The sequence below is a fragment of the Bradyrhizobium sp. 215_C5_N1_1 genome, from assembly GCF_052075935.1.
Classification (GTDB): domain Bacteria; phylum Pseudomonadota; class Alphaproteobacteria; order Rhizobiales; family Xanthobacteraceae; genus Bradyrhizobium; species Bradyrhizobium barranii.
The window spans coordinates 3428295-3453611 of the sequence record NZ_CP197228.1 but is presented as its reverse complement, the minus strand read 5'-3'; the positions used below and the strand labels follow the sequence as shown (position 1 = coordinate 3453611).

Below are 25317 nucleotides of genomic sequence, written 5' to 3'. Positions count from 1 at the left end.
TTGCACCTCCGAAAGTTCCTAGGGACCTCCCGCTCTCCAAGCCACCACCAAATCGACAGGGTCAGAATTGATCCTGCACACGCCTGTAGGCTGGGTGGCTGCGGTTCTTGACCTTGACCCAGTGGGCGCAGCGGGCCGCCGTGTAGCGGCGCCCCTGATGCTTGGACACCAGCCCTTCCAGGCCCATGCGACAGGCAGCCTCGAACAATTGGGGACCGACCTCGCCCTGCTCGAATGGCGCGAGGAAGATGCCCTCGGGGCGGCCCCGAAGCAGCCGGGCCAGATGGGCCTTGCGCATCGACAGCGGCAGCTTGCGCAGGTCGTCGCCGTCGCTGGCCAGCATGTCGAAGGCGTAGAGCTGGACCTCGGGGTTGTGCTTGCCGGAATGCAGCCCATCGAAGTCAGAGACGCCGTCCACGCCCAGCAGCACCGCCTCCCCGTCGATCACGAACCGGGTCTGCCTGATCTTGAGCGCGACCTCGGCAATCCACGGGAAGCGCTTCGTCCAGTCCATGCCGCCCTTGGTGATCAGGCGCACCCGGTCGCCCTCGCGGATGACCTGCAAGCGGTAGCCGTCGTATTTGACTTCGTGGAACCAGTCTGGCCCAGCCGGAACCTTGTCGGCCTTCACCGGCAGGGCGAAATCCAAACGCCTGCTCATGCCACAAATGTAGAAATCCGTCCGCGAATTTCCAGTCCTTGACGCCCGAGCCTTACGTCTGCTTTCCGGTGCAGAAGCTTTCGGCTCTTACCCCGAGCGGGACATCGGCTGCGGGGAATTTGATTTCGGAACTGTAGCGGGACAAGCCTGTTGGTTCGATCAGTCAAGCGGAGTTTCGCAATGCGGATCATTCTGATAGCGGCGGTTGGCTGGGCGCTGTCTTGCGGATTTGCGGCAGCACAGACCGACCCCAAAGACATGGCCACTGGACGTTCGGCACCAGAGGAAAAAGGTCAATTGCAGCCACAAGGTTGGACAGGACCGCTGAATACGAAATCGGGCGGCGCGCCGCCGGAAAGCCCGCAAGGTCAAAGCCCACCGGGAATGCAGGCAGCGCCGGATGGATCAACCAAAGTGGTAACCGAGCCACGTAAGTAAGCCCGGCTGCGCGAGCGCAGTTTTTGCTCGGGTCGCCATCGCGGAGGATCAGTAATGCGTTCCTCGCCGTCAATTGTGCCTGGAGCCGAACGGGACATCTATCTGGTGCTCGACACCTTCGGCAGTCACCTCGGGCGCGCATGGGCCGAAACCGACGAGGAGCAACCGACCGGGAAACCCTGCTCCGGCACCTGATGGAGGGGCAGTACCATGACCCGGTCCGGGTCGTCAGCTTCAACCCCAGCGAAGGCTGGTCACAGGACGCTTCGGCGGAGATCGCCGCCGAGCTGGGCCAGCGTTGCGCGGAGCGCGGGGAAGCCCCGCCCCCGACGTTAGAGGCATTTCTGGATCGCTACGGCCGCCCCATCGATATCCAGCTTTCGCTGCTCTGAGGAAGCGGACGAATGAAGTTTCAAACCGAAGAAGTCGATGACAACGCGGTGCTGATCAAGTGCGACGAGATCATCGCCGGGTCGATAGCCCGCATCGGCGAGCACTGGCGCGTCGAGGTCCTGTGGACCGGACCAACCGGCGACATCGTCTATGACGCGCCGTCCCTTCCTGCCGCGCTGGCGTTCATCGCCGGGGTCGAGAAAACCATGGAAACGTTGGGCGCAGGCTCCCCGCCGCACCTGGGGGCCGAGCCAGACACCAAAACGCCGCCCGCGTCGCTCGATCGGTCGGAACTGAACTGGAAGCGCTCGCCCGCACCTGCCTTCGCCAATTACACTTTGTTCGAGACTGCAGTTAGGAACGCAGCTTTGAACGCGGGGGTTAGATGGCGATAATCCGTTGGAGCAGCGTGTCACCATGTACATGCACAAAGAGCCCGTCCTGGACGAGCTAAGTCAGGTCGAACGTCAGGTGGTTGCAGGTGAGCGGCAACTGGCAGATCAGGAGGCTCTCGTCTGCGGCTTGAAACGGCAGAAGCAGGATACGAGCAAGGCCGAGGACGAACTCGAGCGGATGCGCACCGACCAGCGCCGACTTCAACAGGAGCGACTACGCCTCTTGTCGGTGCTGCAACCCTAAGACCTTCGTAGGCGCCCTTCGGGGCTGATGCCGACGCAGTGACCGCCCGCCTGCTCGATCGCATGAGCCGACAAGGGGTGGTGACATGAGCAACCGTCACGACCGTCGCCGTTATCGGCGCGAGGCATCCGGTGCGCTGTTGACCTATTTGGTCGATATCGATGATCCGCTCGATGCTCACCCATTGCTGCAACGCGCCGCACGCCGCTGGTGTGATGGTCTCTCGGCACCTCCACATAGAGAATGCGTCACCTGTGGCGTTCAGATGTCAGGCAAGAGGTATGTCGGGGCATTGCTGCTCACCACGCCAGCATCCATTAAACCGACTTTCGCCAGCGTCTTCGGGATCTGTCGCGAGTGCTGGCTTATCCGTGATCTTTCACTTGAGCTGATAGAGCGCAAGGCAACGGAGGTGCTGCAGGCAGTGGTGCCCGACGGCAGGTTCGAACCGCACTCGGACGCGCGAACTTGAAGCCGATACGACACCGGGCGTGCCTCCCTGGTGTCCTTTGGTGCGACGCGCGCCGCCCACCGAAGGCTGGCAACTACACGCGCACCAGGTCCAGCTCAAATACCGGGTAGCCTTTGTCGGGTTCATACTCCAAGCCAAGAAACGCGCGGGTTATGAGGCCGCTGCTGAACCTCGCGTCTTGCAGGAAGCGCTCGACGGTGTTGCTGTCCAAGAAAAATTCGGCGGTGTGAATGACGAGCACGTACCGCTCGTAAGATCGCACTGGCGGTTTCGAATTTTTCACATCCAGCAATTTTTGAAGGGCATCGACGAGGTCGTCGCGGTCCCAGTTGAAATAGGCTTCGGGCTTCCGAGGCTCTTCGCCTCGCGCACGTTGTCTTACCGCCTTGATGGATCGTTCGAGCGTGGGACGGTGAACCAGTTCGGTCACCTCGATGCCAGAAAATTGGCCGTTGAGCATGGCTTCGCAGTCCGGCGGGTCTTCGTCGAGCGACCTCAGATCAGTGACCTCAAGCTTGGCGGCCTCAAGGACTTCGCGCGCGATGCCCATTTCGCCGACAGGCTTGTCGCGCCAGAACCAGAAGCTGTTCCATTCTCTCTTGTTGACCCGGATCAACTGTCCAAGATCGTCATCGTCATCGTCGTTCATCCCGAAACCCACCCGCTCGCACGCCATCCCCGCACCTCGCGATCGTGAGCGCGTCGCCCCGCATCGGCACGAGTGCCGACATACCGGTCGAGACCCGTCGAGGTCGGCCCCGGACCGGTGCAGGAACATCGCGGCTTTTGCCAAGTTTTCCGGAGGCCCCGGTTCATGCCCCAAAGCCGGGGTTCCTTTTCCGCACCCTGGGAAATTTCCCAAGTGTCCGGCCCAGTCGCTGGGCGCTACATCTTCCGCCCATTGGATCGCTTGGGTGGGGACGTCGCGGGATGGAAGAACTGATGGCCCAGCTCGATAAGTTTCGGGCGGAGGCAGAGTATTGCGGGCGATTGGCGAGAACTGCGCCAGACAGGCAGACGCGCGCTCTATTCGAACGGCTTGCCGAACGGCTCCGGGACATGATCCAGGAAATCGAGACGACGATCGCCGCGCGAACCAAGCTGAGTGGTCGCTGGGAATAGTCGTCCGCTATCGCTCGCCTGCCTCTCCACGTTCATCGTCATCCGGCAGGTCAATGACCTGATGAAGGTTTGTGACGCGGTAGCCAACTGGTCTGCCGCCCTTTGTCTGCACATTGATGTCCACGATGAAACCCTTCTTGAAAAGGTTGTCGTCGGCATCCCTAATCTCGTGCTTTATGCGCTGCTCGGCGAGGTCGGATGCGTAAATCAAGGGCAGCTCCCGATCTGATATCGCCTCTACCATAACCAGTTCGCCAGTACGCTTGCCGACCTGCGGGCTCCTTACGTTCGCTTGCCGAAAGACCATCAACTCGCGCTGGAAATCAGCACTGTCCTTGCGTTCAAGCCGCTTGCGGTGTTCCTCGATATGCTCAACGGCTCGCGAAGCTTCTCTGGATGTGAACTTGACAGCAGCTTTGACTTTCCGCTTTCCGTCCTCAAAAACCAGAGCCTCAAGCGAGGCAGACCCATCGGGATCGTTTGCGATGGCAGCGAGCGAGCCTATGAAGTCTTTGAGGTCCGATCTGGACGCGTCCGGTACCTCGCCGCCCTTTTTGAAATATGCTTTGAGCTTCGAGCCGTAGTTGCGCACGAAGTCATTTACGGCGTTGACCTGTTCGATACTGGAAACGATCTGCGGCGCAAACATTGCGAATGGCACAAACGGCAGTAGCTCGGCAATTATCGAGCCCTTCTTTATTTGCTTCACATAGATGCGCGCTTCCGGTCCTAGGTCCGGGTGGTTCTCTCTGATGAATTTGTCGTACTGCGACGCAACAGAGGTAAACTCAGCAACGAAGTCCCCTAGCTCGATAGGGTTCTTAGTTTTGATCTTTAAAATGATATGCGCCGCAGCCCCGCCCATAGTCACATCAGCCCCCGCCCCATGGTCACATCATAGGTCTGCTCGCTACGGTTGTCGATGCACCCTCAGAACCCCTTTCTCGTGCTAGGCGCTGACCGCGACATCGTCTAGGTCGATATCCAGCTTCCGCTTTTCTGCCCCACCACGTCCGGCCGCGCGGTGTCATCATTTCGATCATCCTTGACGGCGATCTTTCGGACGCGGGTGCGCTTTTTCTTGGCAGGGTATGTTTGATCGGGGGGCCCGCCGTGGTCGATCCGCAGCATCGCCTCGATCTCGGCCACGGTCAGCGATAGAATTCGGTCCGTCATGTGTGTTCCGCAGAGATGTCTGTGGTCAAACCGCCCGAGATGCATCAACGCCTAAATTATACCAGAAGGTGTGAGCCTACATCAATTCGGCGGGTTTCGTCCAAACTCCCGCCGGTTAGGGACAAGGCTCGATTGCCGACCGGATCGGCGCCAGGAACATCGCGGCTTTTGCCAAGTTTCCCCGACGCCCTCAAGCTCGTGAGGGCAAACCTCAAGGCCCCGGCTCAGCCCCCATTTGGGCCGGGGTCCTTTTTCATTGCGGTCATGCCCCTGGGGCCAGCCTGCCCTGGGGACCGCTCCACGCCGCCAAAGTTCTCGGCAGTCGCCCACCGCCACGAAAAAAACGCCGCCCCCGACCAGGGGCGGCGTTCACTTTCTGGGGCCAAAACCAAAACGGACCGGAAACGAAACCTGGGAAATCGACCCGTTCTAAGTGGGAAACTCAGTGGGAAACCATTGATTTCATTGAAAAGACCCAGAAGGGAAGGTTAACAGCGGGGGCCGATCCGCGCAGGGCCCTCCCCCGTCCCGGCGGCCGGGAACGCTCCGCGAATTCGCCGCCGCATGGCATATTCGCCGCTGATTCGTCGGCCACCGGCCGACTTCCCGGTTCGACTTGCGCAAGCTCATGACGATGTTTTCGGCAGCTCCCCTTAGGTCCTCCAGGACGCACCCTCGGGCGCATGTCGTCCCGATCGTGCTCGGCGGCATTGCGGCGCTGGGCGCGGTGGCGCTCGTCGCCTATTTGCTGTGGCCGACCTGGGGCTCGGGCGGCGCAAATGCGCCGGACCGGCTGCCGGTGAGCGTCGGCGGCACGCTGTTCAACGTTCCCACGACCGCGATCAGGATGAAGATCCAGCGGCACTCCGGGCCGCAGGAGCGCATCGATCTCGACTTCCTCTACCCTTCGCTTGAGCCGCCGGGCGCGCCGAAACATGTCACCGCCGACACCGTGGAAGAGGCGATGCAACCGATCGACCGTGTCTTCCTGTCGATATCGGCGCATCACGATGCGCTGGCGCCGGAGCAGCGAACGGCCACGATCTATCCGCGCTATCTCGACCAGGCCGCGACCAGTGCGGCGGACGGCCTGACGATGCGGATGTTCCGCGCCGACACGCCCTATGGCAGCGAGGACTTCTATTCCGCCGCAAGCCCCGCGCTGACCGCACGCTGCACGCGCGATGCCGCCACGCCGGGCATGTGCCTTTCCGAACGCCGTGTCGACGGCGCCGATCTCACCTTCCGTTTTCCGCGGAGCTGGCTGTCGCAATGGCGCGATGTCGCGGAAGCGCTGGACCGGCTGTCAGCGCAATTGCGCGGACCGAAGGGCTGACCCCCGATCGCTTTGCGCCGCATTGACCGGCTGATAGGCTCGTCGCCAACAACATCAAGCGCGGTGATCGACGTGACCGATGCAGCAGCAAACCTGCCTCCGGGCGCCCAATTGTTGGGGCGCGAATGGCTCGGCTTTGACGAGGGCGGGCGGGCCTTGATCCGCTTTCAGGCGCAGCTCGCATTCACCAACAGGCACGGCACGATCCAGGGCGGCTTCCTCGCGGCGATGCTGGACTCCGCCACCGGGATTGGCGCGCTGGCAGCGCTGTCTCCCGACCTGACAGTGGTCACCAGAAGTCTGGATACGCGTTTCCTGAAGCCTGCAGCGGTCGGAGCCATCACGGCACGCGCGCGCGTTGTCGAACGGACGGATCGCGATATGGTCGTGCAGGCCGAGCTCGTCGATGCGAACGGCATCACTGTCGCTGATGCCACGGCGCGGCTGCGCATTCTCGCGAAGAAATAGAACTACGGAACCGCGGAGTTAACGTTCGTCATTGCGAGCAGAGCGAAGCAATCCAGAATCCCTCCGCGGAAAGATCCTGGATTGCTTCGCTTCGCTCGCAATGACGGAGAGAGAAACTATTCCTGATCGACGAGATCGTCCTCGAGGATCGCCATCTGGAATTGGAACGAGCGATCATCATCCTCGTCATCGACGAAGAGCACGCCGATGAACTCCTCGCCGATATAGACCTCGGCGGAATCATCCTTCTTCGGCCGCGGCACGACGCGGATCTTGGGATTGCCGAATACGCGCTTCAGATACGCGTCGAGCTTCCTTACTTCCTTGACGTCCACGGCAAGTCTCCAATCGAAATCTGGGTTGGCGGGGTTTTAGGACGAGACGCGACGAACCGCCAGCATGAATTGCCAAAGAATTTGGGGACGAGCGGGGCCGGAGAATCCGGCCCTTTTCTCTCGCTCAAAGTCCCATCGCGTTGATCATCTGATCCATGGTGCGCGACGGCTCGGCGCAGCCGGCCTCACCGACGATCTTGGCGGGCACACCGGCAACCGTGACGTTGTGCGGCACCGGCTTGACCACGACCGAGCCGGCGGCGATGCGCGCGCAATGACCGATCTCGATGTTGCCGAGGATCTTTGCGCCGGCGCCGATCAGGACGCCGTGACGGATCTTCGGATGGCGGTCCTCGTTCTCCTTGCCGGTGCCGCCGAGCGTGACGCCGTGCAGGATCGAGACGTCATCCTCGATCACCGCGGTCTCACCGCAGACGAAGCCGGTGGCGTGGTCGAGGAAGATGCCGCGGCCGATGCGCGCGGCGGGATTGATGTCGGTCTGGAACACCGCAGACGCGCGGCTCTGGAGATAATACGCAAAGTCCTTGCGGCCCTTCAGATAGAGCCAGTGCGCGAGGCGATGGGTCTGGATGGCGTGAAAGCCCTTGAAGTAGAGCAAGGGGTCGATGAAGCGCGACGTAGCGGGATCGCGGTCGTAGACGGCGACGAGGTCGGCGCGGAAGGCGTTGCCGAGATCGGGAGCCTCGCGCAGCGCCTCGTCATAGGTCTGGCGAACGAGATCACCCGACAGCGCGGAATGATCGAGCCGGTCGGCGAGACGATGGATCACCGAATCTTCCAGGCGACTGTGATGCAGCACCGTCGAGTAGATGAAGGTCGCAAGCTCCGGCTCGCGATGGACGATGTCCTCCGCCTCGCCGCGGATCCGATCCCAGATCGGATCGAGCGTTGCGAGCTTTCCTCCCGGACTGACCTGATGCACTGCCATAGGATCTGCTCTTTCGAATTGGCTCATTTTGCTGGCTCTATACCACAGTCTACCCGACGAAGTCCCGACGGGCTTGCCTGAGAGTGAACAGTGAGTTGCTCCGCGAAAGCACGACAACGCCCTGAAACACAACAGTTTCTTCTGACGCCCCCAGGCGGCGAGGTCGGCTCAAAATGGTCAGGGTTTTGCCAAATTCAAGCCGGGCAGCGTCAAACTATTGGTGAATTCCGCCTCGACCGCTATTGCCGGCATGGTCGGGGAACACGACGGAGCGGATTTGAGCATCACCACCGATCAATTGCGCGCGGGCGCCGCGGGCTCGCTTTGGCTGCGGCTGGCGGCGGTGGGACTGCCCCTCCTCTTGATCGCACCGGCGTTCTGGAACGGCTATCCGCTGTTGCAATGGGATACCGGCGGCTATCTGGCGCGCTGGTACGAGGGCTATCTGGTCCCGAGCCGCTCCACCGTGTTCGGCCTCTATCTGCACTACGGCGAGACTTTCGGCTTCTGGGTCAATCTCGCGGTCCAGTCGCTGGCGACACTGTGGCTGTTGCAACTGACGCTGCGCGTACTCGGGTTGATGCAGACGTCTCGTTTCGTCGCGATCAGCCTCTGCCTGATCCTGTCGACCGCGCTGCCCTGGCTCGCGAGCATGCTGCTCACGGACATCTTTGCGGGGCTCTCGATCCTGTCCCTGTTCTTGCTGGTCGTCGGCGCGAGCCGGACATCGAGCCTCGAAAAGATCTCGCTGTTCGTCTTCACCGCGTTTGCCGCCGCAACCCACAGCGCCACACTCGGCGTGCTGTTCGGGCTCTGCGCCGCCGGCTGGATGGTGCGGCCGTTCCTCGGCGCGCGCCTGCCGCTCGCCGGATTGGCGCAGGCAAGCCTCACCATCGTCGCGGGCGGCCTGATGCTGGTGTCGGCAAACCACGCGCTGTCGGGCAAATGGGCCTGGACGCCCGGCGGCTATGGCGTCGCTTTCGGACGCATGATGCAGGACGGTATCGTCGCGCGCTTCCTGAGCGATCATTGCCCGCGCGAGCACTACAAGCTCTGTCCCTATCGCAACCAATTGCCGGCGACCGCCGACGAGTTCCTGTGGGGCAAGAGCATGTTCAACACGCTCGGCCGCTTCGAAGGCATGAACGACGAGATGGGCTATATCGTCGTGCATTCGCTCGCCGACTATCCGGCGTGGCAGGCCGGCGCGGCGTTGCGGGCGATGGGCCAGCAATTGCTGCATGTGGCCACCGGCGAAGGCACCAGTGTCTGGATCGGGCACACCTACGGCATCATCGAGCGCTACATCCCGGCGCAAGTCGCGCCGATGCGCGCGGCGCGGCAGCAGAATCACGGCCTCGATTTCGATCACGTCAACTGGCTGCACGTTCCCGTCGCGCTGGCCTCGATGCTGGCGCTGGTCGGGTTGCTCGCGCATGCGCTGGCAAGCCGCCGGCTCGACGATCTGACGCTGCTGGCGGCAACCGTCACGCTGGCGCTGCTCGGCAGCGCCTTCATCTGCGGCGTGATCTCGGGTCCGCACGACCGCTACGGCGCACGGATGGTGTGGGTCGCGACCTTCGTGGTCCTGATGGCGCTGGCGCGTCGTTTCGGTGACGACCAACCTGACGACGAGACCTCAGCCGCGGCGTGACAGGAAATCGAGCACGCCGGTCTTGTAGACCTTGTCGCCGACCGCGCGCATGTGGTCGCGATTGGGGATGTCGAGCACTTCCGATCCCGGGATGATGGCGCCGAGCGCGCTGGCGGATCCTGCGACGTCGTCGGCGCTGCCGACCGCGATCAGCACGGGCACGTCGATGCGCGCGGCCTCTTCCTTCGTCATGAGGTCGCGGGTGCCGCGCAGGCAGGCGGCGAGCGCACGACGGTCGGAACGGGTCTGATCGGCGAAGGCGCGAAACGTGCGGCCGACGGGATCGGTGACGTCGTCGAGCGTGGGCGCCTCCAGCGCCTTCGCGACGTTCTCGCCGGGCCCGGTGCCCTCGATCAGGCCGCCGATGCCGATGCCGCCGAGGATCGCCGAGCGCAGGCGCTGCGACTCGTTGAGGGAGAGCCAGGCCGTCATCCGCCCGCCCATCGAATAGCCCATCATGTCCGCCTGCGGAATCGCGAGATGATCCATCAGCGCGAGCACGTCGCCGGCCATGGTCGGGATCGAGTACTGCGTGGGATCGTAGAGCTTTGCGCTTTCGCCATGGCCGCGATTGTCCAGCGCGATGACACGGCGGCCGTTCTTGCGCAGTTCCGAGACCCAGGTCGGATAGACCCAGTTCACGTTCTTGCTCGAGGCAAAGCCGTGCACCAGGATGATCGGATCGCCCTCGCCTTCGTCGAGATAGGCAATTTCAACGGCGCCGTTGTGAAAGCTCGGCATCAGCAGTTCCGGAAGTCGTTGTGGGGGAGAGATCGATCTTAGGCGGTAAGCGCCGCGTCCGCCAGAGCGGATTGGGCCGCCATCTGCGCCCGGCGGAGCCGGCGCGCCCTTCTGCGATCGCACCAGGCCTGGGTCAGGCGCTCCGTCGCCGCCTTGATCGAGGACAGCAGGCCGAACAGCGTCAGTGCCGCGCCGAACAGCCAGAGCGCCAGATCGAACATGCCGCCGACGAGCAGCAGGGCGCCGCGGCCGAGCAGCTTCATGATCGCGCGGGTCTTGCCGCCCTGCGCTTCCGCCAGCCGGGCCGCGCGCGCGACGTCCTTCGGGCCTTCGGCGATGCGCAGCGTGTCCATGGCGCCGCGCGTGCCGGTCCTTTCGGCAACGCGGGTGACGTCCTTGCCGAGCCGGACCAGCGCACCGGCCTTCTCGGCGCGGAACGCGGCCTTGATCGCGCTCGCGGTCTCGCCGGGGCGGAACACCGAACCCTTGGCGACGGCGTTCTGGAGCATTGGCGTATCGACCACCTCACGCGCCGACCGGCCGGCCCATGCGGCAAGTCCCTCGCCGAGCCGTCCGACCTTGCGGGCATCCTTCACCAGCGTCAGTCCAGCGCGCACGGGCGCGGCGCCGCCGACCGACACGTAGGTCACCGCCGTCACCGCAAGGCCGGCGGTCGCAAGGCCGAGCACCAGGCGATCGGTGTCCTCGCCCATGGCGAGGTGCTTGCCCTCGCGCACGACGTCCCTGATGTCGCCGATCACGAAGAGATCGCCGACGACGGTTCCGGACAGGCTCGCGACATCGTCGGCGTTGCCGGTGACGAGGCCGGTGGCGAACCGTTTGGCGAAATGCCGCGTGGAATTTTCTTCCTTGACCGCATCGCTCACGCGGTTGAGGAGGTCGTCGGGCAGCGCGACGTTGCGTTCACGCGCCAGCGCGACAAAACTGTCGGCGAGATCAGCGTCGCCGGCGGCGAGCGCGGTCTCGATATTGTCCTGAACCAGGCGGTCGTTCTGCCGCAGCAGCGCATCGAGCTTGAGCTCGGAGAGCGCCGCCGGATCGTCCTGGGCAGAGAGGAGCGCGCCGGCCTCGCGGGCATGCGGCGCTACCTGCGCGAGCATGAAGCTGCATGCTGCAATACCGGTCAACGCCGTGCTGATTCGCAGCCACTTCATGCCAAGAGTCATACCAAGAGCCTGGACGATCCCGAGATCATTGCGCCTGACGGTTCGTCTTTCGTCGCAATTCCGCTTGTCCAAAGACATAGTATGCCAAAATTGCGACACAACGTCCCCGACGAAAGAAGGGCTTCTCTCAGGCCGCAAGATTGTGTCGAATTTGCATGAGCAAATGAGCATGGGGCGATTGCGAACCTTTCGGTTCCGCTGGACTAGCAATCATCTGCACCCAACAGTATGGTCCGCGGCGCCTCAAAGATGCCGCGTCAGTGTTTGATTGTGTCTGCCGCCATTGCCACTCCAGGATGAACTACGATGTCCGACCATGTCGTCCCGCACTTCCATAACGATGCCGGTGTCCCCGTCATCGAGATCGGCTCGCAAGAGTTCATGTGCGTCGGCGCCAATCCTCCGTTCGATCATCCGCACGTCTTCCTGGACCTCGGCAACGACAACGAGATCATCTGCCCCTATTGCTCGACGCTGTACCGTTTCGCCGCCGACCTGAAGCCGGGCGAAGCCCGTCCGCCGGAATGCGTGCTGAAGGACAAGGTGGCCTGACCGCCTCTCACGGTCAGGGGTGGCGCTCTCCCGAACGATTGTCATCGCCGGTGCCGGCATAGGTGGACTGACGGCCGCGCTTGCGCTCGCAGCCCGTGGCTTCCGCATCGTCGTGCTGGAAAAGGCCGAGCGGCTCGAGGAAGTCGGCGCCGGCCTGCAACTCTCCCCCAACGCCAGCCGCGTGCTGGTCGAGCTCGGCCTCACCGAGCGGCTCAAGCGAAGCGCCGTCACGCCTGAGGCGCTCTGCGTCATGAGCGCGCGGGCCGGCGGCGAACTGCTGCGCATGCCGCTCGGCGAAGCCGCTTCCGCGCGGGCCGGCGCACCCTATTGGGTGGTGCATCGCGCCGACCTGCAATCCGCGCTGGCCGGTGCGGTCTCCGACCATCCCGATATCGATCTGAAGTTAGGTGCGACCTTCGAGGATGTGGCGCCCCACGCCAAGGGGCTGACGGTCGTCCATCGCAGCGGCACGATACGCCGCAGCGATCTGGCCAGCGCACTGATCGGCGCCGACGGTATCTGGTCGACGGTACGCCAGCATCTGTTTCCCGAGGTGCAGCCGCGCTTCTCCGGCCTGATCGCCTGGCGCGGCACGCTCGATGCCACGCAACTGCCGAAGGATTTTACCGCGCGGCGGGTGCAGCTCTGGATGGGTCCGAACGCCCATCTCGTCGCTTATCCGATCGCCGGCGGACGCCAGATCAACGTGGTCGCGGTGCTACCGGGGACCTGGAACAGGCCCGGCTGGAGCACGCCGGGCGACCCGTTCGAGGTGATGGACGCCTTCGCGGCACCGCGTTGGCCATCGGCGGCCAGGATGATGCTCACTGCCGTCGACAATTGGCGCAAATGGGCGCTGTTCGGCGTGCCCGACGGCTGCCCCTGGAGCCAAGGACCGGTCGGCCTGCTCGGTGACGCCGTGCATGCGATGCTGCCATTCGCCGCCCAGGGCGCCGGCATGGCGATCGAGGATGCCGCCGTGCTCGCCCGGCATCTGAGCCTCGAGGCTGCCGAGAGCGCGGCCGGCATCACGGCGGCGCTCAAGCAATATGGCCGCGCGCGGCAGGCGCGGGTGCGGCAGGTGCAGCGGACGGCGCGGCGGCAGGGCCGCATCTATCATCTCGGTGGGCCGTTCGCGATCGCGCGCGATGTTGCGATCCGCGCGCTCGGCCCGGAGCGCATGCTGGCGCGGCAGGACTGGATCTACGGCTGGCGGCCGTGAGGCGGGCGCAATCGTGTCAACTCAGCGAACGGCGCTACCGGATTTCGGGGCGGGCTTGATGTCCGGCCGCTGCGGAGCAGAGGCCGCCGGCGCCGCACCGGGCGGCGTTTCCCGGCACCTATTGCGGCGCCAGGCCTCCTCGGCAAGTTGCGACTGCCCGCGCACCGCGATGTAGTCGTTGCGATAGGCGAGCTCGGACACAACCGCACCTCCCGCCCCGGTCTCAGCCTTCTCCATCAGCTTCTGCAACTGCTCGGTGCGGCTGGCGATCCCCTTGCGCTCGGCCTCGAGCTGCTTGCAGTCGTACAATTCGTACTTGCCCGGATCGGCAAAGGCCGGTGCGATTGTCTCGCTCATGCCGGCGCAGCCGGACAGCGCCGCGCCCGCCACGAGCAGCGCCAGAAATGCGCCCGAGTCGCGCAGGCGAGAGAAAAACGAAGCAGCCATGCCGGATAAATAGTCCCCGTGGATTGAGAATGCCTAAAGCAACAACAGATGTCCGGATTGAGGCTTTGCCTTGCGCAGCCGGCTCGCTTAAGGAAGAACCGCCCATCCGGCCCGCGAAACGCGCCAATTCCAGACGGCCGGAGGTGGACTTAACTAGTTGATCTCGTTGGATCAAGCGGGCATGGCGGAATTGGTAGACGCAAGGGACTTAAAATCCCTCGGCGCGCAAGCGCTGTGCCGGTTCGACCCCGGCTGCCCGCACCATCGGAGCTGACGGGGCGAGCCTCCGCCCAAAGGCGGACGGAAGACCGATGCAGTCACGAACCGGCTGGAGCCCGCGCGGGGCAAGGCGCCGTCCTTTTCCGGCGGACACCGCGGCATGCGTTATGACTGCGCGCCTTCCGTCTCCAGGCGCTTCGGTTCGGCGCGAAAGTCGAGCAGCAGGATCCAGAAACTTGTCAGCGCAATGATGAGGAGGATGAAGCTGCCCTCGAATGCCGTGCCCAGAATCGAGATCAGTGCCGGAAAGGCGAGGCCGGCGGCGAGGAACGCGGCAAGTGCCAGGGCCGGAAGATCGACGACGAGGATCGCGGCATAAAGCGCGAGCTCGAAGAAGGCATATTCCTTGAGGCGCGGCGAGCTGAGATAGAGCGCAAACATCGCGAACACCGTGATGCGCATGGCGACGCGGGGATGATCCATCAGCCAGCGATCCAGTCGCGCAAGAACTGATCCGCCTTCCTGCGCCGGCCGGCTCTTGACCACGCGCAGGATGGACAAGGCGAACGGCACCAGCACGAGCGCGAGTGCTGCGAATGCATAGGTCGCGAACGTCGCCGCCTTGTTGTCACCGAGGCCGGCATGATCCATAAGGTCGCGCGCCGCCAGCAGCAGCGACGGATTGATCTCGAAGAGATCGACGAGATGCTGGTCGGGGATCTTTCCGCCCATCGCCAATTGCCAACTCGCGAACAGCTCGGGGTACATTAGCCGCGATATCAGGATCGGCAATGCGAAGCTGAACGCCGCAACCACGATCAGCGTGAGCTTGCGGCCGCGCGGCAGCGGCAGGAAATAGAGCGCGGCCAGCACGGGAAAGAACACCAGCTTGAACGACGTCACGAGGCCGAGCAGCGCGGCGCCGGCGAGCCGCAACGGAAAGCTGCGGTCCTCAGACGCGCCGGACGCAGACGGAGAAAGCAGAAACCTCAACGCGACCGCGGTCAGCACGCCGCTCAGGATCGCGAAGTTGCCGGACGCCTGCACCCATTCGAAACCGACGAACGCGCCGAGCGCGCAGAGCACCCTCAGCGCAACATCGCGCGCGCCCGGGCGCGTTCGGCCAAGACCGGGCAAGAGGAGCCCGCAAAGCACGGCGAGGACAGGAAAGATGCCTTTGTAGTGATCGACCAGAAGTCCACCCGCGCACAAGGGACGGAAGATATCCAGCGTCACCGGCAGATAGGGATAAGAGAGCTTGGTGCCCTTCAGGTTCTTGACGAAATAGGGATCGAGCCCGCTGGCATACGCATCGACCGCCGCGCAATTGACGCGGGTGTCCCAGCCATATTTCATATCGAGCACGGCATCGTTGGCGAGATTGCCGAGCACCAGCAGTGCAGTCAGTGCGACCAGGCAGGCAAGCCAGAAATTCCGCCGCGAAGCCATGTCGGCCGAGGGTTCCAACCATCGTGCTGCACCGGTGACGTCGGACACAATCGGATACCTTGTTTGGCCGGGTCTCTCCCGGCGCCAACTCGGCGCCAGCCCGTGCCACCATGGACAGGATGGGTTGCGGATTCATCTCCCCTGTGCGTTGCGCTCGCGCTTATGGTGAATCCTTGGTTGCCAGCCGCCCGCCTGGACGGCGGGGAACCGGTTCCCTGTTGCCACGACCGCCAAATCCGCCGCGCCAGCCCTACCGCGACGCGCGGACGGCAAGCCAGGCGTCGAGCGCTTCGCGCGTGTCCCGTGTCGCCGCCATGCGTGCGAACTGCTCGCTCTCGATGGCGAGGCCTTCCGAGATCGAGACGTTGAGGCCCCGCGTGGCGGCGGTGATGACCCGGGCCACCGCCAGGTGCGAATGCCGCGTGATGCGGCCTGCCAGCGCGAAGGCTGCGTCCAGCAGCTGCCCGTGCGGCACGACCTGGTTGACCAAACCGATCTCATGAGCCCGCTGTGGTGAAAAGGAATCTCCTGTCAGGAGATATTCGAGCGCCCGCTTCCGGCCTGCGAGCCGTGGCAGGCGCTGCGTGCCGCCGAAGGTCGGCGTGATTCCGATCGCAATCTCGGGCTTGGCAAAGCTCGCCCGCTCGCTCGCGACGGCGAGATGCACGGCTTCCGTGATCTCGCAGCCGCCGCCGAAGGCGATGCCGTTCACGGCGGCGATGATCGGCTTCGGAAACGCCTCCATGCGCGCCGTCATCGCCTGCCCGCGCCGCACGAAGGCCTTTACCGCCGCGTCCGGCCCGCATTTCACGCTCTCCGAGAACTCGGCGATGTCGGCGCCGGCCGAGAAGGCGCGGTCGCCCGCCCCGGTCAGGATCACGGCGCGGATATCGGCATCGTCCTCGATACGATCGAGGATCGCCATCAGGCGGTCGACGAGGGCGTAGCTCAGCGCATTGAGCTTGTTCGGGCGATTGAACGTCAGCAGCGCGACAGCGCCTCGCGTTTCGGAGAGTACGAGATCGGACAAGTGCAGGCTCCTTCCAGGTCGAATTCCAGGTCGAACAGGCGCGGAAGTCAGCCACAGCGGTCTTGTCGTGTATACTCACTAGACAGTATACATTCGCGATGTCAGGCAAAGGCGACACCACTCGCGAGCAGATCGTCATCGCGGCGACGCGCCTGTTCTATGGCGAAGGCATCAGGGCGGTGAGCATGGACGCGGTCGCCGAGAAGGCCGGCGTCACCAAGAAGACGCTCTATTATCACTTCACCAGCAAGGACGAGCTCGTCGCCGAGACCATCGCGGCCAGGGACCAGCCGACGCTGGAGCTCTATATGCGCTGGTTCGCCGAGACCGAGGGCACGGTGGCCGACAAGGTCCGCGGTCTCTTCACAAGGCTCGGACGCTCCGTTAATACGCCGCGATGGCGCGGCTGCGGATTCCTGCGCACCATCGCCGAGCTCGCAAACACCCCGGCACATCCCGCGGTCAAGGCCGGCGCGGCGCACAAGAAGCGTTTTGAAGCGTGGCTCGAAACCGAATTGCGCGGGCATGGCGTTGCCGGTGCAGCGGCGGTCGCGCGCCAGCTCGTGATCCTGCTCGACGGCGCCACGACCGTGATGCTGATCCATCGCGATCTCGACTATGTCGACACCGCGGGACGGTTGGCGCTCGGCCTGGTCGAGCAGGCCGCTAGCGCACGATGATGGACGAGGCGGCCCTTCCCGAGCCCGGCGACATCACCAATTCTTGTGCACCCGCCTGTCAGCCATCCCGAAACATGGGTTGTGCGACGCAGCATAACCGATAGAAAAGCCTCTGATTTTCAGAGGTGAGCTTTGTCCGACGTCAATGCCGACGATTGGGTGTCCTCGGGACACCGGCCCATGGGTTTTCCAGAATTCGTCATCGTGATCGCGTCCATCATGGCGCTGAATCCGCTTGCGATGGACATGATGCTGCCGGCGCTGCCCAACATCGGGGCAGCCTTCGCCATTCCCAACGCCAACCATCTTCAGCTGGTGCTCTCGACCTTCCTGATCGGCTTCGGTGCCGGGCAGTTCGTCATGGGCCCGTTGTCGGACCGCTTCGGGCGCCGCCCGGTGCTGCTCGGCGGCATGGCCGTCTATGCGGTGGCGAGCGTGCTGGCGGTCGCCGCGCCCTCGTTCGAGACGCTGCTGCTGGCGCGCGCGCTGCAAGGGCTCGGCACGTCGGCGACGCGCGTGATCGCGACCTCGATCGTGCGCGACTGCTATGTCGGCCGCCGGATGGCGAGCGTGATGTCGCTCGCCATGATGGTGTTCATCGCGGTGCCGGTGATCGCGCCCTCGTTCGGGCAGGCGGTGCTGCTGGTCACGCAATGGCGCGGCATCTTCGTCGTACTGATGCTCTACGGACTGCTCGCGCTCGCATGGAGCGTGCTGCGGCTGCCCGAAACCCTTCCGGAGTCCGAGCGCAGGTCGCTGGCGCCCGCAGACGTGCTCTCGGCGTTCCGGCAGACCGTGACCAACCGCCAGACCATCGGCTATGCGACGGCCGCCGGCAGCGTGATAGGCGCGCTCTTTGCCTATGTCTTCTCGGCGCAGCAGGTCTTCACCGGCGTCTATCATCTCGGCCATTATTTCCCGATTGCCTTCGCCGCGATCGCGGCCGGCACCGCGATCGCCGGCTTCCTCAATGCGAAGCTGGTCGGACGGCTGGGCATGCGCGTGATCTCGCACGGCGCGCTGACGCTCTACACCGCGGTTGCGGGCGTGATGCTGCTGACGGAAAGCCTCGGCATGCTGCCGCTCTCGTTGTTCATGGTGCTGTCCGCCCTGATGATGTTCTCGTTCGGCATGATGGTCGCGAACTTCACCGCACTGGCCATGGAGCCGCAGGGCCATATCGCCGGCACCGCCTCCTCGCTCTACGGCTCGATCACGACGCTGATCGGCATCGTCGTCGGCATGGCGATCGGGCAGAGTTTCGACGGCACGCTGCTGCCGTTCTCGGTCGGCTTCTTCCTGTCGACGCTGGCGGCGCTTGCGATCGTGCTGGTGGTGGAAAAGGGACGGCTGTTCAAGCCGCATCATCGTCCCATCGCATGAGGAACTTCCCGGCCGCGTCGATGTTGTACTGCAGCAATTCGAAAGGCCGCCTCATGGAACCGGAACATCGCGAAGACAACACCACCCCGGATCGGGCGGAAACGGAACGCTCGACGCCGGGCGCCGACCGAACTGCGTTCACTCCCCCCTTCGCGAGCGAAGGCCTCGAGCGAATCCGCGACAGCCACTGCTGAGCGCAAAGCCTAGTCCGTCGGGCGCCTGCTGGCGCTGAAGTCCTGCGCGGCGCTCTCGGGCGTCGCGCTGCTCGTTCGCGGTGGCACGATCAGCACGACCACGTCTCGAGTCAGGCCGGGCCTGCCCCATAGCGTCGCCTGCACGGTGAACTGGCGCTTGACGAAATGCTCGGCGCGCGCGGACACGGACTCCATCCACCTGCCGCAATAGTCCTGGCCGCTGAAACAGAGCGCGGCCCAGCCGCGATCCAGTGTCGTCTTTCGCGGCATGCCCCATGTGTACTGAAACTCGAACGGCCGCGCGTAGTACGGATGGTCCGGACTGTAGAACGCGGTCGCAAAGGCCAGCGAATCGTCGCCGCTGACGGCGCTGAGGGGCTCGCCGGTCAGCTCGTGCCATTCCCGGGTGAGCTCACTGGCTACCTGCGCGTAGAAATTCCGGCCCTCTTCGTAGCCGTGATTGTTGCGATAGGCGGCGTGAATCGGAGCGGCGACGAAGACAGCGGCGAGCCCAACGATTGCGGTGATGACCGTGACATCGACGGTGTAGAATCTTTCGATCGGGTAGCGCGTGCCGCAAACGATCAGCACGACGAACAGGAACAGCCCTTGCAGCGCCCATAGCGACGGCAGATCGGTGCCCATCGCCAGCGACGTCAGGACCGGCAGCACGATCGTGCCGATCGCAACGTAAAAAAGAAGCCGCAGGCCGGAACTCATCGCGGCGAAGTCGGCCGCAAATTGTTTCAGCCGTGTGCCGGCGATGATCACCCAGAAGACGGCCGATACGCTGATGGCCGCCACGAGTCCGAGCAGGAAGTTCTGCACCTCGCCGAGCGAGCTCACGAAGTTGCCGTTGGCGTGCGCCATCGCGTAGGTGAAGGCCGACGCGCCCGTCGTCGCGAGCCAGTAGATATGCGGCGACAACATCGCGACCCCGACCACGACCGATATCCACGGCGAAGCGGACGCGAAATAGGCGCGGCGCGCGGGATGCGCCAGCGCGGCAAATGCAAAGCTCGCCACGAGGAAGACCGAATAATATTTGCCGACCATCGCCAGCGCCGTCGTGCATCCTACGGCGACCGCCCAGGCCGCGCTGCGGGTCTCGAACGCGCGCAGAAAACACCAGGTCGCGAGCGGCCAGAGCGCAAGCAGCACCGTATTGGCATTGAAGCGCTGGGCGTGGAATTGATAGGCCGGCGTCAGCATCAGGAGCAGCAGCACCAGGATGCGTTTGTGCCCGGTCACGAACTGCCGTGCGATCCGGTCGACGAAAAACAGGGCGAGCCCGGCATTGGCCATCGCCATCAATTGCAGCGACCAGTCGCTGAGCGGGAAGACGGAGGTCCACACCGCCGTAACCCAGCCCATCAGCGGCGGATGCTTGTGGTAGCCCCACGCGAAACGGCGCCCGAGCGTCCAGGCCTCGAGGGTATCAGGGTGCAGGCCGCTGCCGGCATAGGCAACGACCAGATAGATCGTCCAGAGCGCGACAAAGCACACAATGAGAAGCGGAACGGCCCAACCCGCCTCGACGCCGTCGAGCCAGCGCAGGAAAGGCCGCCGCCATCGCGCCGGCGCGCGATCGGACCGCTCGGCCATCGCCCGAAATGAAAAATCAATCGACACGGGACTCAAATGCAGGAAGGAAGTGATGTGCGAACCGCGCACATCTATTTCAAGTCAGAAACAAATAGCAATGATTGGACACTGGAAGAGTTAAAAGCTGACGCGAGGCTGACAAACGAAAACGGCGCCGCTGATGACAGCGACGCCGCGTAACGCTCGGGGAAGGCGCGCTGGCGCGCCCTCGCCTTACTCGGTCTTGTCGATGTTCCAGAACACCGGCGTCGCCGGGCCGTCGAGCACGCCGGTGAGCGACTTCCGCCACGCGCTCGGCGCCAGATACTGGCCGAGCGGCACGTAGATCACCTGGTCATAGGCTTCCTTCTGGATCTCGGTCGCGATCTTCTTCTGATCGTCGAGCGAGGCGGCGCGGACGAAGTCGTCCTTGAGCTTCTCGATCTTGGCGTTTTCCGCCCAGCCGAACCAGCCCTTCTTGCCCTGGCCGCCGATCGACAGATTGGCGATCGGGTTGGACACGTCGGCGCTGACCCAGTTGGTGAAGAACATGTTCCAGCCGCCCTCCTTCGGAGGCTTCTGGCTGGCGCGCCGGCTGACCACCGTCTGCCAGTCGGTCGCCTGCGCGTCGACCTTGAAGCCGGCCTCGCGGAGCAACTGCACCGCGACCGTCGGCTGCGCCTTCAGCGTCACGACGTCGCCGGGCACCATGACCACGACGGGCGTGCCGTCATAGCCGGACTCGGCGAGCGCCTTCTTGGCTTCCGCCATGCCGTTGCCCTTGACCAGCGATTCCGAGCCGACGTCGGTCGCGAACGGCGTATCGCAGATGAAGAACGCACCGCAGATCTTGTAGTATTTGGGATTACCGACGAGCGCGTCGAGCACGTCCTTCTGGTTCATGGCCAGAAGTGCGGCACGGCGGATCTTCGGATTGTCGAAGGGCGGATAGAGGAAGTTCATGCGCCCAAGGGTCTGGTAGCCGAACTTGTTCAGCGTCTCGGTCTTGAGGTCGGCATTGCCTTCAAGCACGGGCAGCAGATCCCACGGCGGCACTTCCATGAAGTCGATGTCGCCCGATTGCAGCGCGTTCACTGCGGTCTGCGCATCCGGCATGGTGATCCATTCGACGCGATCAACCTTGACCACCTTGCCTCCGGCAGTCCAGCTCGACGCCTCCTTGCGCGGCACGTAGTCGGTGTTCTTGACGTAGACCGCCTTCACGCCGGGCTGGAATTCGCCCTGCACGAACTTGAACGGACCCGAGCCGATCTGCTCGGGGATCTGCTTGTCCGGCGGCGTTTCGGCGAGACGCTTCGGCATCATGAAGGCGACGCGCGAGGACGGCTTGCCGATGGATTCGAGCACGAGGCCGTAGGGCTCCTTCAGCTTCAGCGTGATCGTCTTGGGGTCGGTCGCCTCGATGCTCGCAGTAAACTGCATCATCTGCTGGCCCATGCCGTCGACCGCGGCCCAGCGCTTCAGCGAAGCGGCGCAGTCTTCCGCCGTCACCGGCGTACCGTCGTGCCACTTCAGGCCGTCGCGCAGCGTGAAGGTGTAGGTGAGCTTGTCGTCGGAGATCTTCCAGTCCGCCATCTGCGGCTGGATCTTGAAGTTCGAGTCCGTCGCGATCAGCGTGTCGTAGACCATGTAGCCATGGTCACGCGTAATGTAGGCGGTGGTGAAAATCGGATCGATGATGCGCAGATCCGAATGCATCACCGCGGTGATGGTCTTGCTGGCGGCGGCAAGTACCGGCGATGCCATCGCCGTCGAAAGCGCAACGACCGATAGCGCAAGTGTGGAGGCGAACGCGCGACGCCCCCGGCGCATCAAGCTCAACATAAAAGTTTCTCCTGACGTGAAACTGTTCAAAGGCAGGTTATTGGTTGAGCATTCGGTTCGTTCTTTAGGCGAACTAACCTCATGCGATGCCTTTGTCTTTCGAGACTTGCAGACAGTGTTGAGCGCGTCAATCCGGTTTCGCTGCAGCCCCAAGCGGCGCGCCCACGGGCTCCACAAAGATCGGTTTGGCTCTACAACGCTTTCCGCCAGTCCCGTCCGCGCCAATGCAATGCGCGTTCCATCTTTCGAAGCTTGAGAGACATTAAGATGAATCCAGCCAATCTACCCTTCGATTCCGAGGCGATGCTCGAGGGCCTGCGCACCTGGGTGGAATGCGAGAGCCCGACCTGGGACGCGGGTGCCGTCAACCGCATGCTCGATATCGCAGCGCGGGATATGGCGATCATGGGTGCGACGATCGAACGCATCGGCGGTCGACAGGGCTTCGGCGGCGTGATCCGCGCGCGCTTCCCGCATCCGAAACAGGGCGAGCCGGGCATCCTGATCGCCGGCCACATGGATACCGTCCACCCGGTCGGCACCATCGAGAAGCTGAAATGGCGGCGCGAGGGCGACAAGTGCTACGGCCCCGGCATCTACGACATGAAGGGCGGCAACTATCTCTCGCTGGAAGCGATCCGGCAGCTGGCACGTGCGTCCTTCACCACGCCGCTGCCGATCACCGTGCTGTTTACGCCCGACGAGGAAGTCGGCACGCCCTCGACGCGCGACATCATCGAGGCGGAGGCTGCGCGCAACAAATATGTGCTGGTGCCCGAACCGGGCCGCGCCGACAACGGTGTCACCACCGGACGTTACGCCATCGCGCGTTTCAATCTGGAAGCGACGGGCCGGCCGAGCCATGCCGGCGCGACATTGTCGGCCGGACGCTCGGCGATCCGCGAGATGGCGCGGCAGATCCTCGCCATCGACGCGATGACGACGGAGGACTGCACTTTCTCGGTCGGCGTCGTGCATGGCGGACAATGGGTCAATTGCGTTGCCACGACCGCCACCGGCGAGGCGCTGTCCATGGCCAAGCGCCAGGTCGATCTCGACCGCGGCGTCGAGCGGATGCTGGCGCTGTCGGGCACGTCCAATGATGTCACGTTCAAGGTGACGCGCGGCGTCACGCGCCCCGTATGGGAGCCGGATGCCGGCACCATGGCGCTTTACGAGAAGGCGCGCGGCATCGCCAAATCGCTCGGCACTGAGCTGCCGCATGCGAGCTCCGGCGGCGGCTCCGACGGCAACTTTACCGGCGCGATGGGCATCCCGACGCTCGACGGCCTCGGCGTGCGCGGCGGCAACGGCCACACGCTCGAGGAGTTCATCGAGGTCGAGAGCCTAGTTGAACGCGGGCGCCTGATGGCCGGCTTGCTGGCGACGCTCGACTGACGACGCAACTTCGCACTGCACAATGCGTTGGCAGTCGCGGTTTAAATTTAGCCTTGTCTAAAAATGAGGCGCATCGTACTGCTCGATTGTCCACGCGACGATGCGGGAGAGATCGCAACGAGAGTTCAGGCTTTCGTTGCGGCGCCGACGGAGCAACCGCCCCGGAAACTCTCAGGCAAAAGGACCGTATCGTCAGGACGATCTGGAGAGAGGCGGCGCGATCTTGGGATCGTGACGTCCACCGAAGGGGATAGTCCGGAGCTGACCTCGCCGAGGTCCGCAACGGATCAAGCTCTCAGGTAACCGTGACAGATGGGGCGCCGCCAACGGCCTTTGGCCGGCGGTTAGCCGACTCTAACTCACGGGAGCCCCGAACCTGCCATGACCCATATCGCCATCATCGGCGCCGGCATCACCGGCGTAACGACTGCCTATGCCCTGCTCGAACGCGGATACAAGGTGACGGTGCTCGACAAGCACCGCTACGCCGCGATGGAGACCTCCTTCGCCAATGGCGGACAGCTCTCCGCCAGCAATGCCGAAGTCTGGAACAGCACCGCCACGATCCTGAAAGGCCTGCGCTGGATGTTCCGGCGCGACGCGCCGCTGCTGATGAACCCGCGGCCGAACTGGCACAAATATTCGTGGATGAGCGAGTTCGTCGCCAATATCGGCAACTACCGCGCCAACACGGTTCAGACCACGCGGCTCGCGATCGAAGCCCGCAAGCATCTGTTCGAGATCGCGGAGCGCGAAGGCATCGACTTCGATCTCGAACGCCGCGGCATCCTGCACATCTATCACGACAAGAAGGGTTTTGAATCCGGCCTGCAGGTCAATGCGCTATTGAAGGAAGGCGGGCTCGATCGCCGCCCGGTGACGCCGGAGGAGATCCGCGCCATCGAGCCGACGCTGCGCAAGGACTATTTTGGCGGCTTCTACACGCCGTCGGATGCGACCGGCGATATCCACAAGTTCACGCGCGGACTTGCTGAAGCCTGCAAGCGGCGCGGCGCGACCTTTATCCACGAAGCCAACATCGATTCCATTGCCCAGGCAGGTGGCGGCTTTGTCATCGGCTGGGCTGGTCTTTCGGCCAGTGATGCTGTCGCATTCGCGCGCGGCATGCTGAAGGCGGATGGCGTCGTGGTCTGCGCCGGTGTGGCCAGCCGCCACTTCGCCGCCCTCCTCGACGAGCGCGTCAACGTCTATCCGGTGAAGGGTTATTCGATCACCGTTCAGCTCGACACTGCCGCAAGCCGCAATGCCACGCCGACCGTGAGCCTGCTCGACGAAGCCGCCAAGATCGTCACCAGCCGGCTCGGTGCCGATCGTTTCCGCGTCGCAGGCACCGCCGAATTCAACGACTTCAACCGCGACATCCGCGCCGACCGCGTGCAGCCGCTGGTCGACTGGGTGCGCAGCAACTTCCCCGGCGTCGAAACGTCCAAGGTCGTGCCCTGGGCCGGGCTGCGGCCGATGATGCCGAACATGATGCCCGTGGTGCGCGCAGGACGGATGCCGGGCGTGTTCTTCAACACCGGCCACGGCCATCTCGGCTGGACCTTGTCGGCGGCGACCGCGCAGATGATTACCGGGACCATCGACGGCTGGCGCGGGCTCAACGCACCGCCGACCGCACCCTCACTCAGGGTTGAGCGCGAGTTCCGCCATGCATCCTGAGTGGCCGATATCGGAGGCTCGGCGGCCTCTTGCGACCGCCTTGCCCTTGGCACACAATTT

The 25317-nt window shown here is 63.9% G+C and carries 28 protein-coding genes, 1 tRNA gene and 2 riboswitches; of the genes, 16 read left to right on the top strand and 13 right to left on the bottom strand.

What is annotated here, in order from left to right:
* Nucleotides 1-61: 61 nt before the first annotated feature.
* Nucleotides 62-649, bottom strand: a complete 588-nt coding sequence (locus AB7G19_RS16275) for an ATP-dependent DNA ligase (RefSeq protein WP_441267925.1) — start codon at nt 647-649, stop codon at nt 62-64.
* Nucleotides 650-841: 192 nt separating this feature from the next.
* Between AB7G19_RS16275 and AB7G19_RS16270 the strand changes: the two genes are divergently transcribed.
* The 5 genes from AB7G19_RS16270 to AB7G19_RS16250 all read left to right on the top strand — a co-directional run bounded on the left by AB7G19_RS16270 (nt 842) and on the right by AB7G19_RS16250 (nt 2603).
* On the top strand, nt 842-1099 hold the full coding sequence (locus AB7G19_RS16270) for a hypothetical protein (protein ID WP_354233985.1): 258 nt from the start codon (nt 842-844) through the stop codon (nt 1097-1099).
* 140 nt (nt 1100-1239) lie between these two features.
* Nucleotides 1240-1491, top strand: a complete 252-nt coding sequence (locus tag AB7G19_RS16265) for a hypothetical protein (protein WP_441267924.1) — start codon at nt 1240-1242, stop codon at nt 1489-1491.
* Nucleotides 1492-1503: 12 nt separating this feature from the next.
* A complete protein-coding gene (locus AB7G19_RS16260; RefSeq protein WP_441267923.1) occupies nt 1504-1887 on the top strand; it encodes a hypothetical protein in 384 nt (127 codons plus the stop codon).
* A 4-nt stretch (nt 1888-1891) separates the two neighbouring features.
* The gene (locus tag AB7G19_RS16255; RefSeq protein ID WP_441267922.1) at nt 1892-2131 is read left to right on the top strand and encodes a hypothetical protein; all 240 of its coding nucleotides are present in this window, start codon (nt 1892-1894) and stop codon (nt 2129-2131) included.
* 85 nt (nt 2132-2216) lie between these two features.
* Nucleotides 2217-2603: a hypothetical protein gene (locus AB7G19_RS16250; RefSeq protein WP_441267921.1), complete on the top strand. Its 387-nt coding sequence runs from the start codon at nt 2217-2219 to the stop codon at nt 2601-2603.
* Between the two features lie 73 nt (nt 2604-2676).
* Here the strand turns inward: AB7G19_RS16250 and AB7G19_RS16245 are convergent, their stop codons facing one another.
* The gene (locus AB7G19_RS16245) at nt 2677-3252 is read right to left on the bottom strand and encodes a hypothetical protein (RefSeq protein ID WP_441267920.1); all 576 of its coding nucleotides are present in this window, start codon (nt 3250-3252) and stop codon (nt 2677-2679) included.
* Nucleotides 3253-3533: 281 nt separating this feature from the next.
* Between AB7G19_RS16245 and AB7G19_RS16240 the strand changes: the two genes are divergently transcribed.
* Entirely contained in the window at nt 3534-3725 is a 192-nt protein-coding gene (locus AB7G19_RS16240) for a hypothetical protein (RefSeq protein WP_085401624.1), read from the top strand.
* Between the two features lie 7 nt (nt 3726-3732).
* On the opposite strand, the gene AB7G19_RS16235 is transcribed toward AB7G19_RS16240, so the two are convergent.
* Both AB7G19_RS16235 and AB7G19_RS16230 read right to left on the bottom strand, forming a co-directional pair.
* Nucleotides 3733-4590 carry a hypothetical protein gene (locus AB7G19_RS16235; RefSeq protein ID WP_441267919.1) on the bottom strand — a complete coding sequence of 286 codons (858 nt, stop codon included), beginning with the start codon at nt 4588-4590 and terminating at the stop codon, nt 3733-3735.
* Between the two features lie 107 nt (nt 4591-4697).
* Nucleotides 4698-4901 carry a hypothetical protein gene (locus AB7G19_RS16230; protein ID WP_441267918.1) on the bottom strand — a complete coding sequence of 68 codons (204 nt, stop codon included), beginning with the start codon at nt 4899-4901 and terminating at the stop codon, nt 4698-4700.
* A 628-nt stretch (nt 4902-5529) separates the two neighbouring features.
* On the opposite strand from AB7G19_RS16230, the gene AB7G19_RS16225 reads away from it, so the two are divergent.
* Together AB7G19_RS16225 and AB7G19_RS16220 are read left to right on the top strand one after the other, a co-directional pair.
* Nucleotides 5530-6237 carry a hypothetical protein gene (locus tag AB7G19_RS16225; RefSeq protein ID WP_085401688.1) on the top strand — a complete coding sequence of 236 codons (708 nt, stop codon included), beginning with the start codon at nt 5530-5532 and terminating at the stop codon, nt 6235-6237.
* A gap of 72 nt (nt 6238-6309) precedes the next feature.
* On the top strand, nt 6310-6705 hold the full coding sequence (locus AB7G19_RS16220) for a PaaI family thioesterase (protein ID WP_231142235.1): 396 nt from the start codon (nt 6310-6312) through the stop codon (nt 6703-6705).
* 116 nt (nt 6706-6821) lie between these two features.
* Here AB7G19_RS16220 and AB7G19_RS16215 read toward each other — a convergent pair whose 3' ends face one another.
* Together AB7G19_RS16215 and cysE are read right to left on the bottom strand one after the other, a co-directional pair.
* Nucleotides 6822-7040 (bottom strand): DUF3126 family protein, encoded by a 219-nt coding sequence (locus tag AB7G19_RS16215; protein WP_007602550.1) that lies wholly within the window; start codon nt 7038-7040, stop codon nt 6822-6824.
* 124 nt (nt 7041-7164) lie between these two features.
* Entirely contained in the window at nt 7165-7989 is an 825-nt protein-coding gene (cysE, locus tag AB7G19_RS16210; protein WP_014494283.1) for a serine O-acetyltransferase, read from the bottom strand.
* Between the two features lie 277 nt (nt 7990-8266).
* Here cysE and AB7G19_RS16205 point away from each other — a divergent pair, with 277 nt between their 5' ends.
* Nucleotides 8267-9643, top strand: a complete 1377-nt coding sequence (locus AB7G19_RS16205; protein WP_354112819.1) for a hypothetical protein — start codon at nt 8267-8269, stop codon at nt 9641-9643.
* Here the strand turns inward: AB7G19_RS16205 and AB7G19_RS16200 are convergent.
* On the bottom strand, nt 9629-10384 hold the full coding sequence (locus AB7G19_RS16200; protein ID WP_166091920.1) for an alpha/beta fold hydrolase: 756 nt from the start codon (nt 10382-10384) through the stop codon (nt 9629-9631). The genes AB7G19_RS16205 and AB7G19_RS16200 overlap by 15 nt on opposite strands.
* A gap of 38 nt (nt 10385-10422) precedes the next feature.
* A complete protein-coding gene (locus AB7G19_RS16195; RefSeq protein ID WP_354102205.1) occupies nt 10423-11559 on the bottom strand; it encodes a hypothetical protein in 1137 nt (378 codons plus the stop codon).
* 318 nt (nt 11560-11877) lie between these two features.
* Between AB7G19_RS16195 and AB7G19_RS16190 the strand changes: the two genes are divergently transcribed.
* A complete protein-coding gene (locus AB7G19_RS16190; RefSeq protein WP_008562814.1) occupies nt 11878-12123 on the top strand; it encodes a zinc-finger domain-containing protein in 246 nt (81 codons plus the stop codon).
* 19 nt (nt 12124-12142) lie between these two features.
* Nucleotides 12143-13345, top strand: coding sequence for an FAD-dependent monooxygenase (locus AB7G19_RS16185; RefSeq protein WP_354102206.1), 1203 nt, complete (start codon nt 12143-12145; stop codon nt 13343-13345).
* Nucleotides 13346-13366: 21 nt separating this feature from the next.
* On the opposite strand, the gene AB7G19_RS16180 is transcribed toward AB7G19_RS16185, so the two are convergent.
* Nucleotides 13367-13792 (bottom strand): twin-arginine translocation pathway signal, encoded by a 426-nt coding sequence (locus AB7G19_RS16180; protein ID WP_354102207.1) that lies wholly within the window; start codon nt 13790-13792, stop codon nt 13367-13369.
* A gap of 175 nt (nt 13793-13967) precedes the next feature.
* Here AB7G19_RS16180 and AB7G19_RS16175 point away from each other — a divergent pair.
* Nucleotides 13968-14056: transfer RNA gene (locus AB7G19_RS16175), tRNA-Leu, on the top strand.
* Nucleotides 14057-14176: 120 nt separating this feature from the next.
* Here AB7G19_RS16175 and AB7G19_RS16170 read toward each other — a convergent pair.
* Together AB7G19_RS16170 and AB7G19_RS16165 are read right to left on the bottom strand one after the other, a co-directional pair.
* Nucleotides 14177-15460, bottom strand: a complete 1284-nt coding sequence (locus AB7G19_RS16170) for a hypothetical protein (protein ID WP_354102208.1) — start codon at nt 15458-15460, stop codon at nt 14177-14179.
* A 250-nt stretch (nt 15461-15710) separates the two neighbouring features.
* Nucleotides 15711-16490: a crotonase/enoyl-CoA hydratase family protein gene (locus AB7G19_RS16165; RefSeq protein ID WP_354102209.1), complete on the bottom strand. Its 780-nt coding sequence runs from the start codon at nt 16488-16490 to the stop codon at nt 15711-15713.
* 98 nt (nt 16491-16588) lie between these two features.
* Here AB7G19_RS16165 and AB7G19_RS16160 point away from each other — a divergent pair, with 98 nt between their 5' ends.
* Nucleotides 16589-17170: a TetR/AcrR family transcriptional regulator gene (locus AB7G19_RS16160; protein ID WP_283016937.1), complete on the top strand. Its 582-nt coding sequence runs from the start codon at nt 16589-16591 to the stop codon at nt 17168-17170.
* 180 nt (nt 17171-17350) lie between these two features.
* Nucleotides 17351-18553 (top strand): multidrug effflux MFS transporter, encoded by a 1203-nt coding sequence (locus AB7G19_RS16155; RefSeq protein ID WP_404979444.1) that lies wholly within the window; start codon nt 17351-17353, stop codon nt 18551-18553.
* 203 nt (nt 18554-18756) lie between these two features.
* Here the strand turns inward: AB7G19_RS16155 and AB7G19_RS16150 are convergent, their stop codons facing one another.
* Together AB7G19_RS16150 and AB7G19_RS16145 are read right to left on the bottom strand one after the other, a co-directional pair.
* Nucleotides 18757-20352: a glycosyltransferase family 39 protein gene (locus AB7G19_RS16150; protein ID WP_441267917.1), complete on the bottom strand. Its 1596-nt coding sequence runs from the start codon at nt 20350-20352 to the stop codon at nt 18757-18759.
* A gap of 213 nt (nt 20353-20565) precedes the next feature.
* On the bottom strand, nt 20566-22176 hold the full coding sequence (locus tag AB7G19_RS16145) for an ABC transporter substrate-binding protein (RefSeq protein WP_063982465.1): 1611 nt from the start codon (nt 22174-22176) through the stop codon (nt 20566-20568).
* Nucleotides 22177-22443: 267 nt separating this feature from the next.
* Here AB7G19_RS16145 and AB7G19_RS16140 point away from each other — a divergent pair, with 267 nt between their 5' ends.
* Both AB7G19_RS16140 and AB7G19_RS16135 read left to right on the top strand, forming a co-directional pair.
* Nucleotides 22444-23574 carry a M20/M25/M40 family metallo-hydrolase gene (locus AB7G19_RS16140; RefSeq protein WP_354102211.1) on the top strand — a complete coding sequence of 377 codons (1131 nt, stop codon included), beginning with the start codon at nt 22444-22446 and terminating at the stop codon, nt 23572-23574.
* Nucleotides 23575-23667: 93 nt separating this feature from the next.
* Nucleotides 23668-23771: riboswitch (glycine riboswitch) on the top strand.
* Nucleotides 23772-23774: 3 nt separating this feature from the next.
* A riboswitch (glycine riboswitch) is annotated at nt 23775-23888 on the top strand.
* A gap of 67 nt (nt 23889-23955) precedes the next feature.
* Entirely contained in the window at nt 23956-25257 is a 1302-nt protein-coding gene (locus AB7G19_RS16135; protein ID WP_354102212.1) for a D-amino acid dehydrogenase, read from the top strand.
* The last annotated feature ends 60 nt before the right edge of the window (nt 25258-25317 follow it).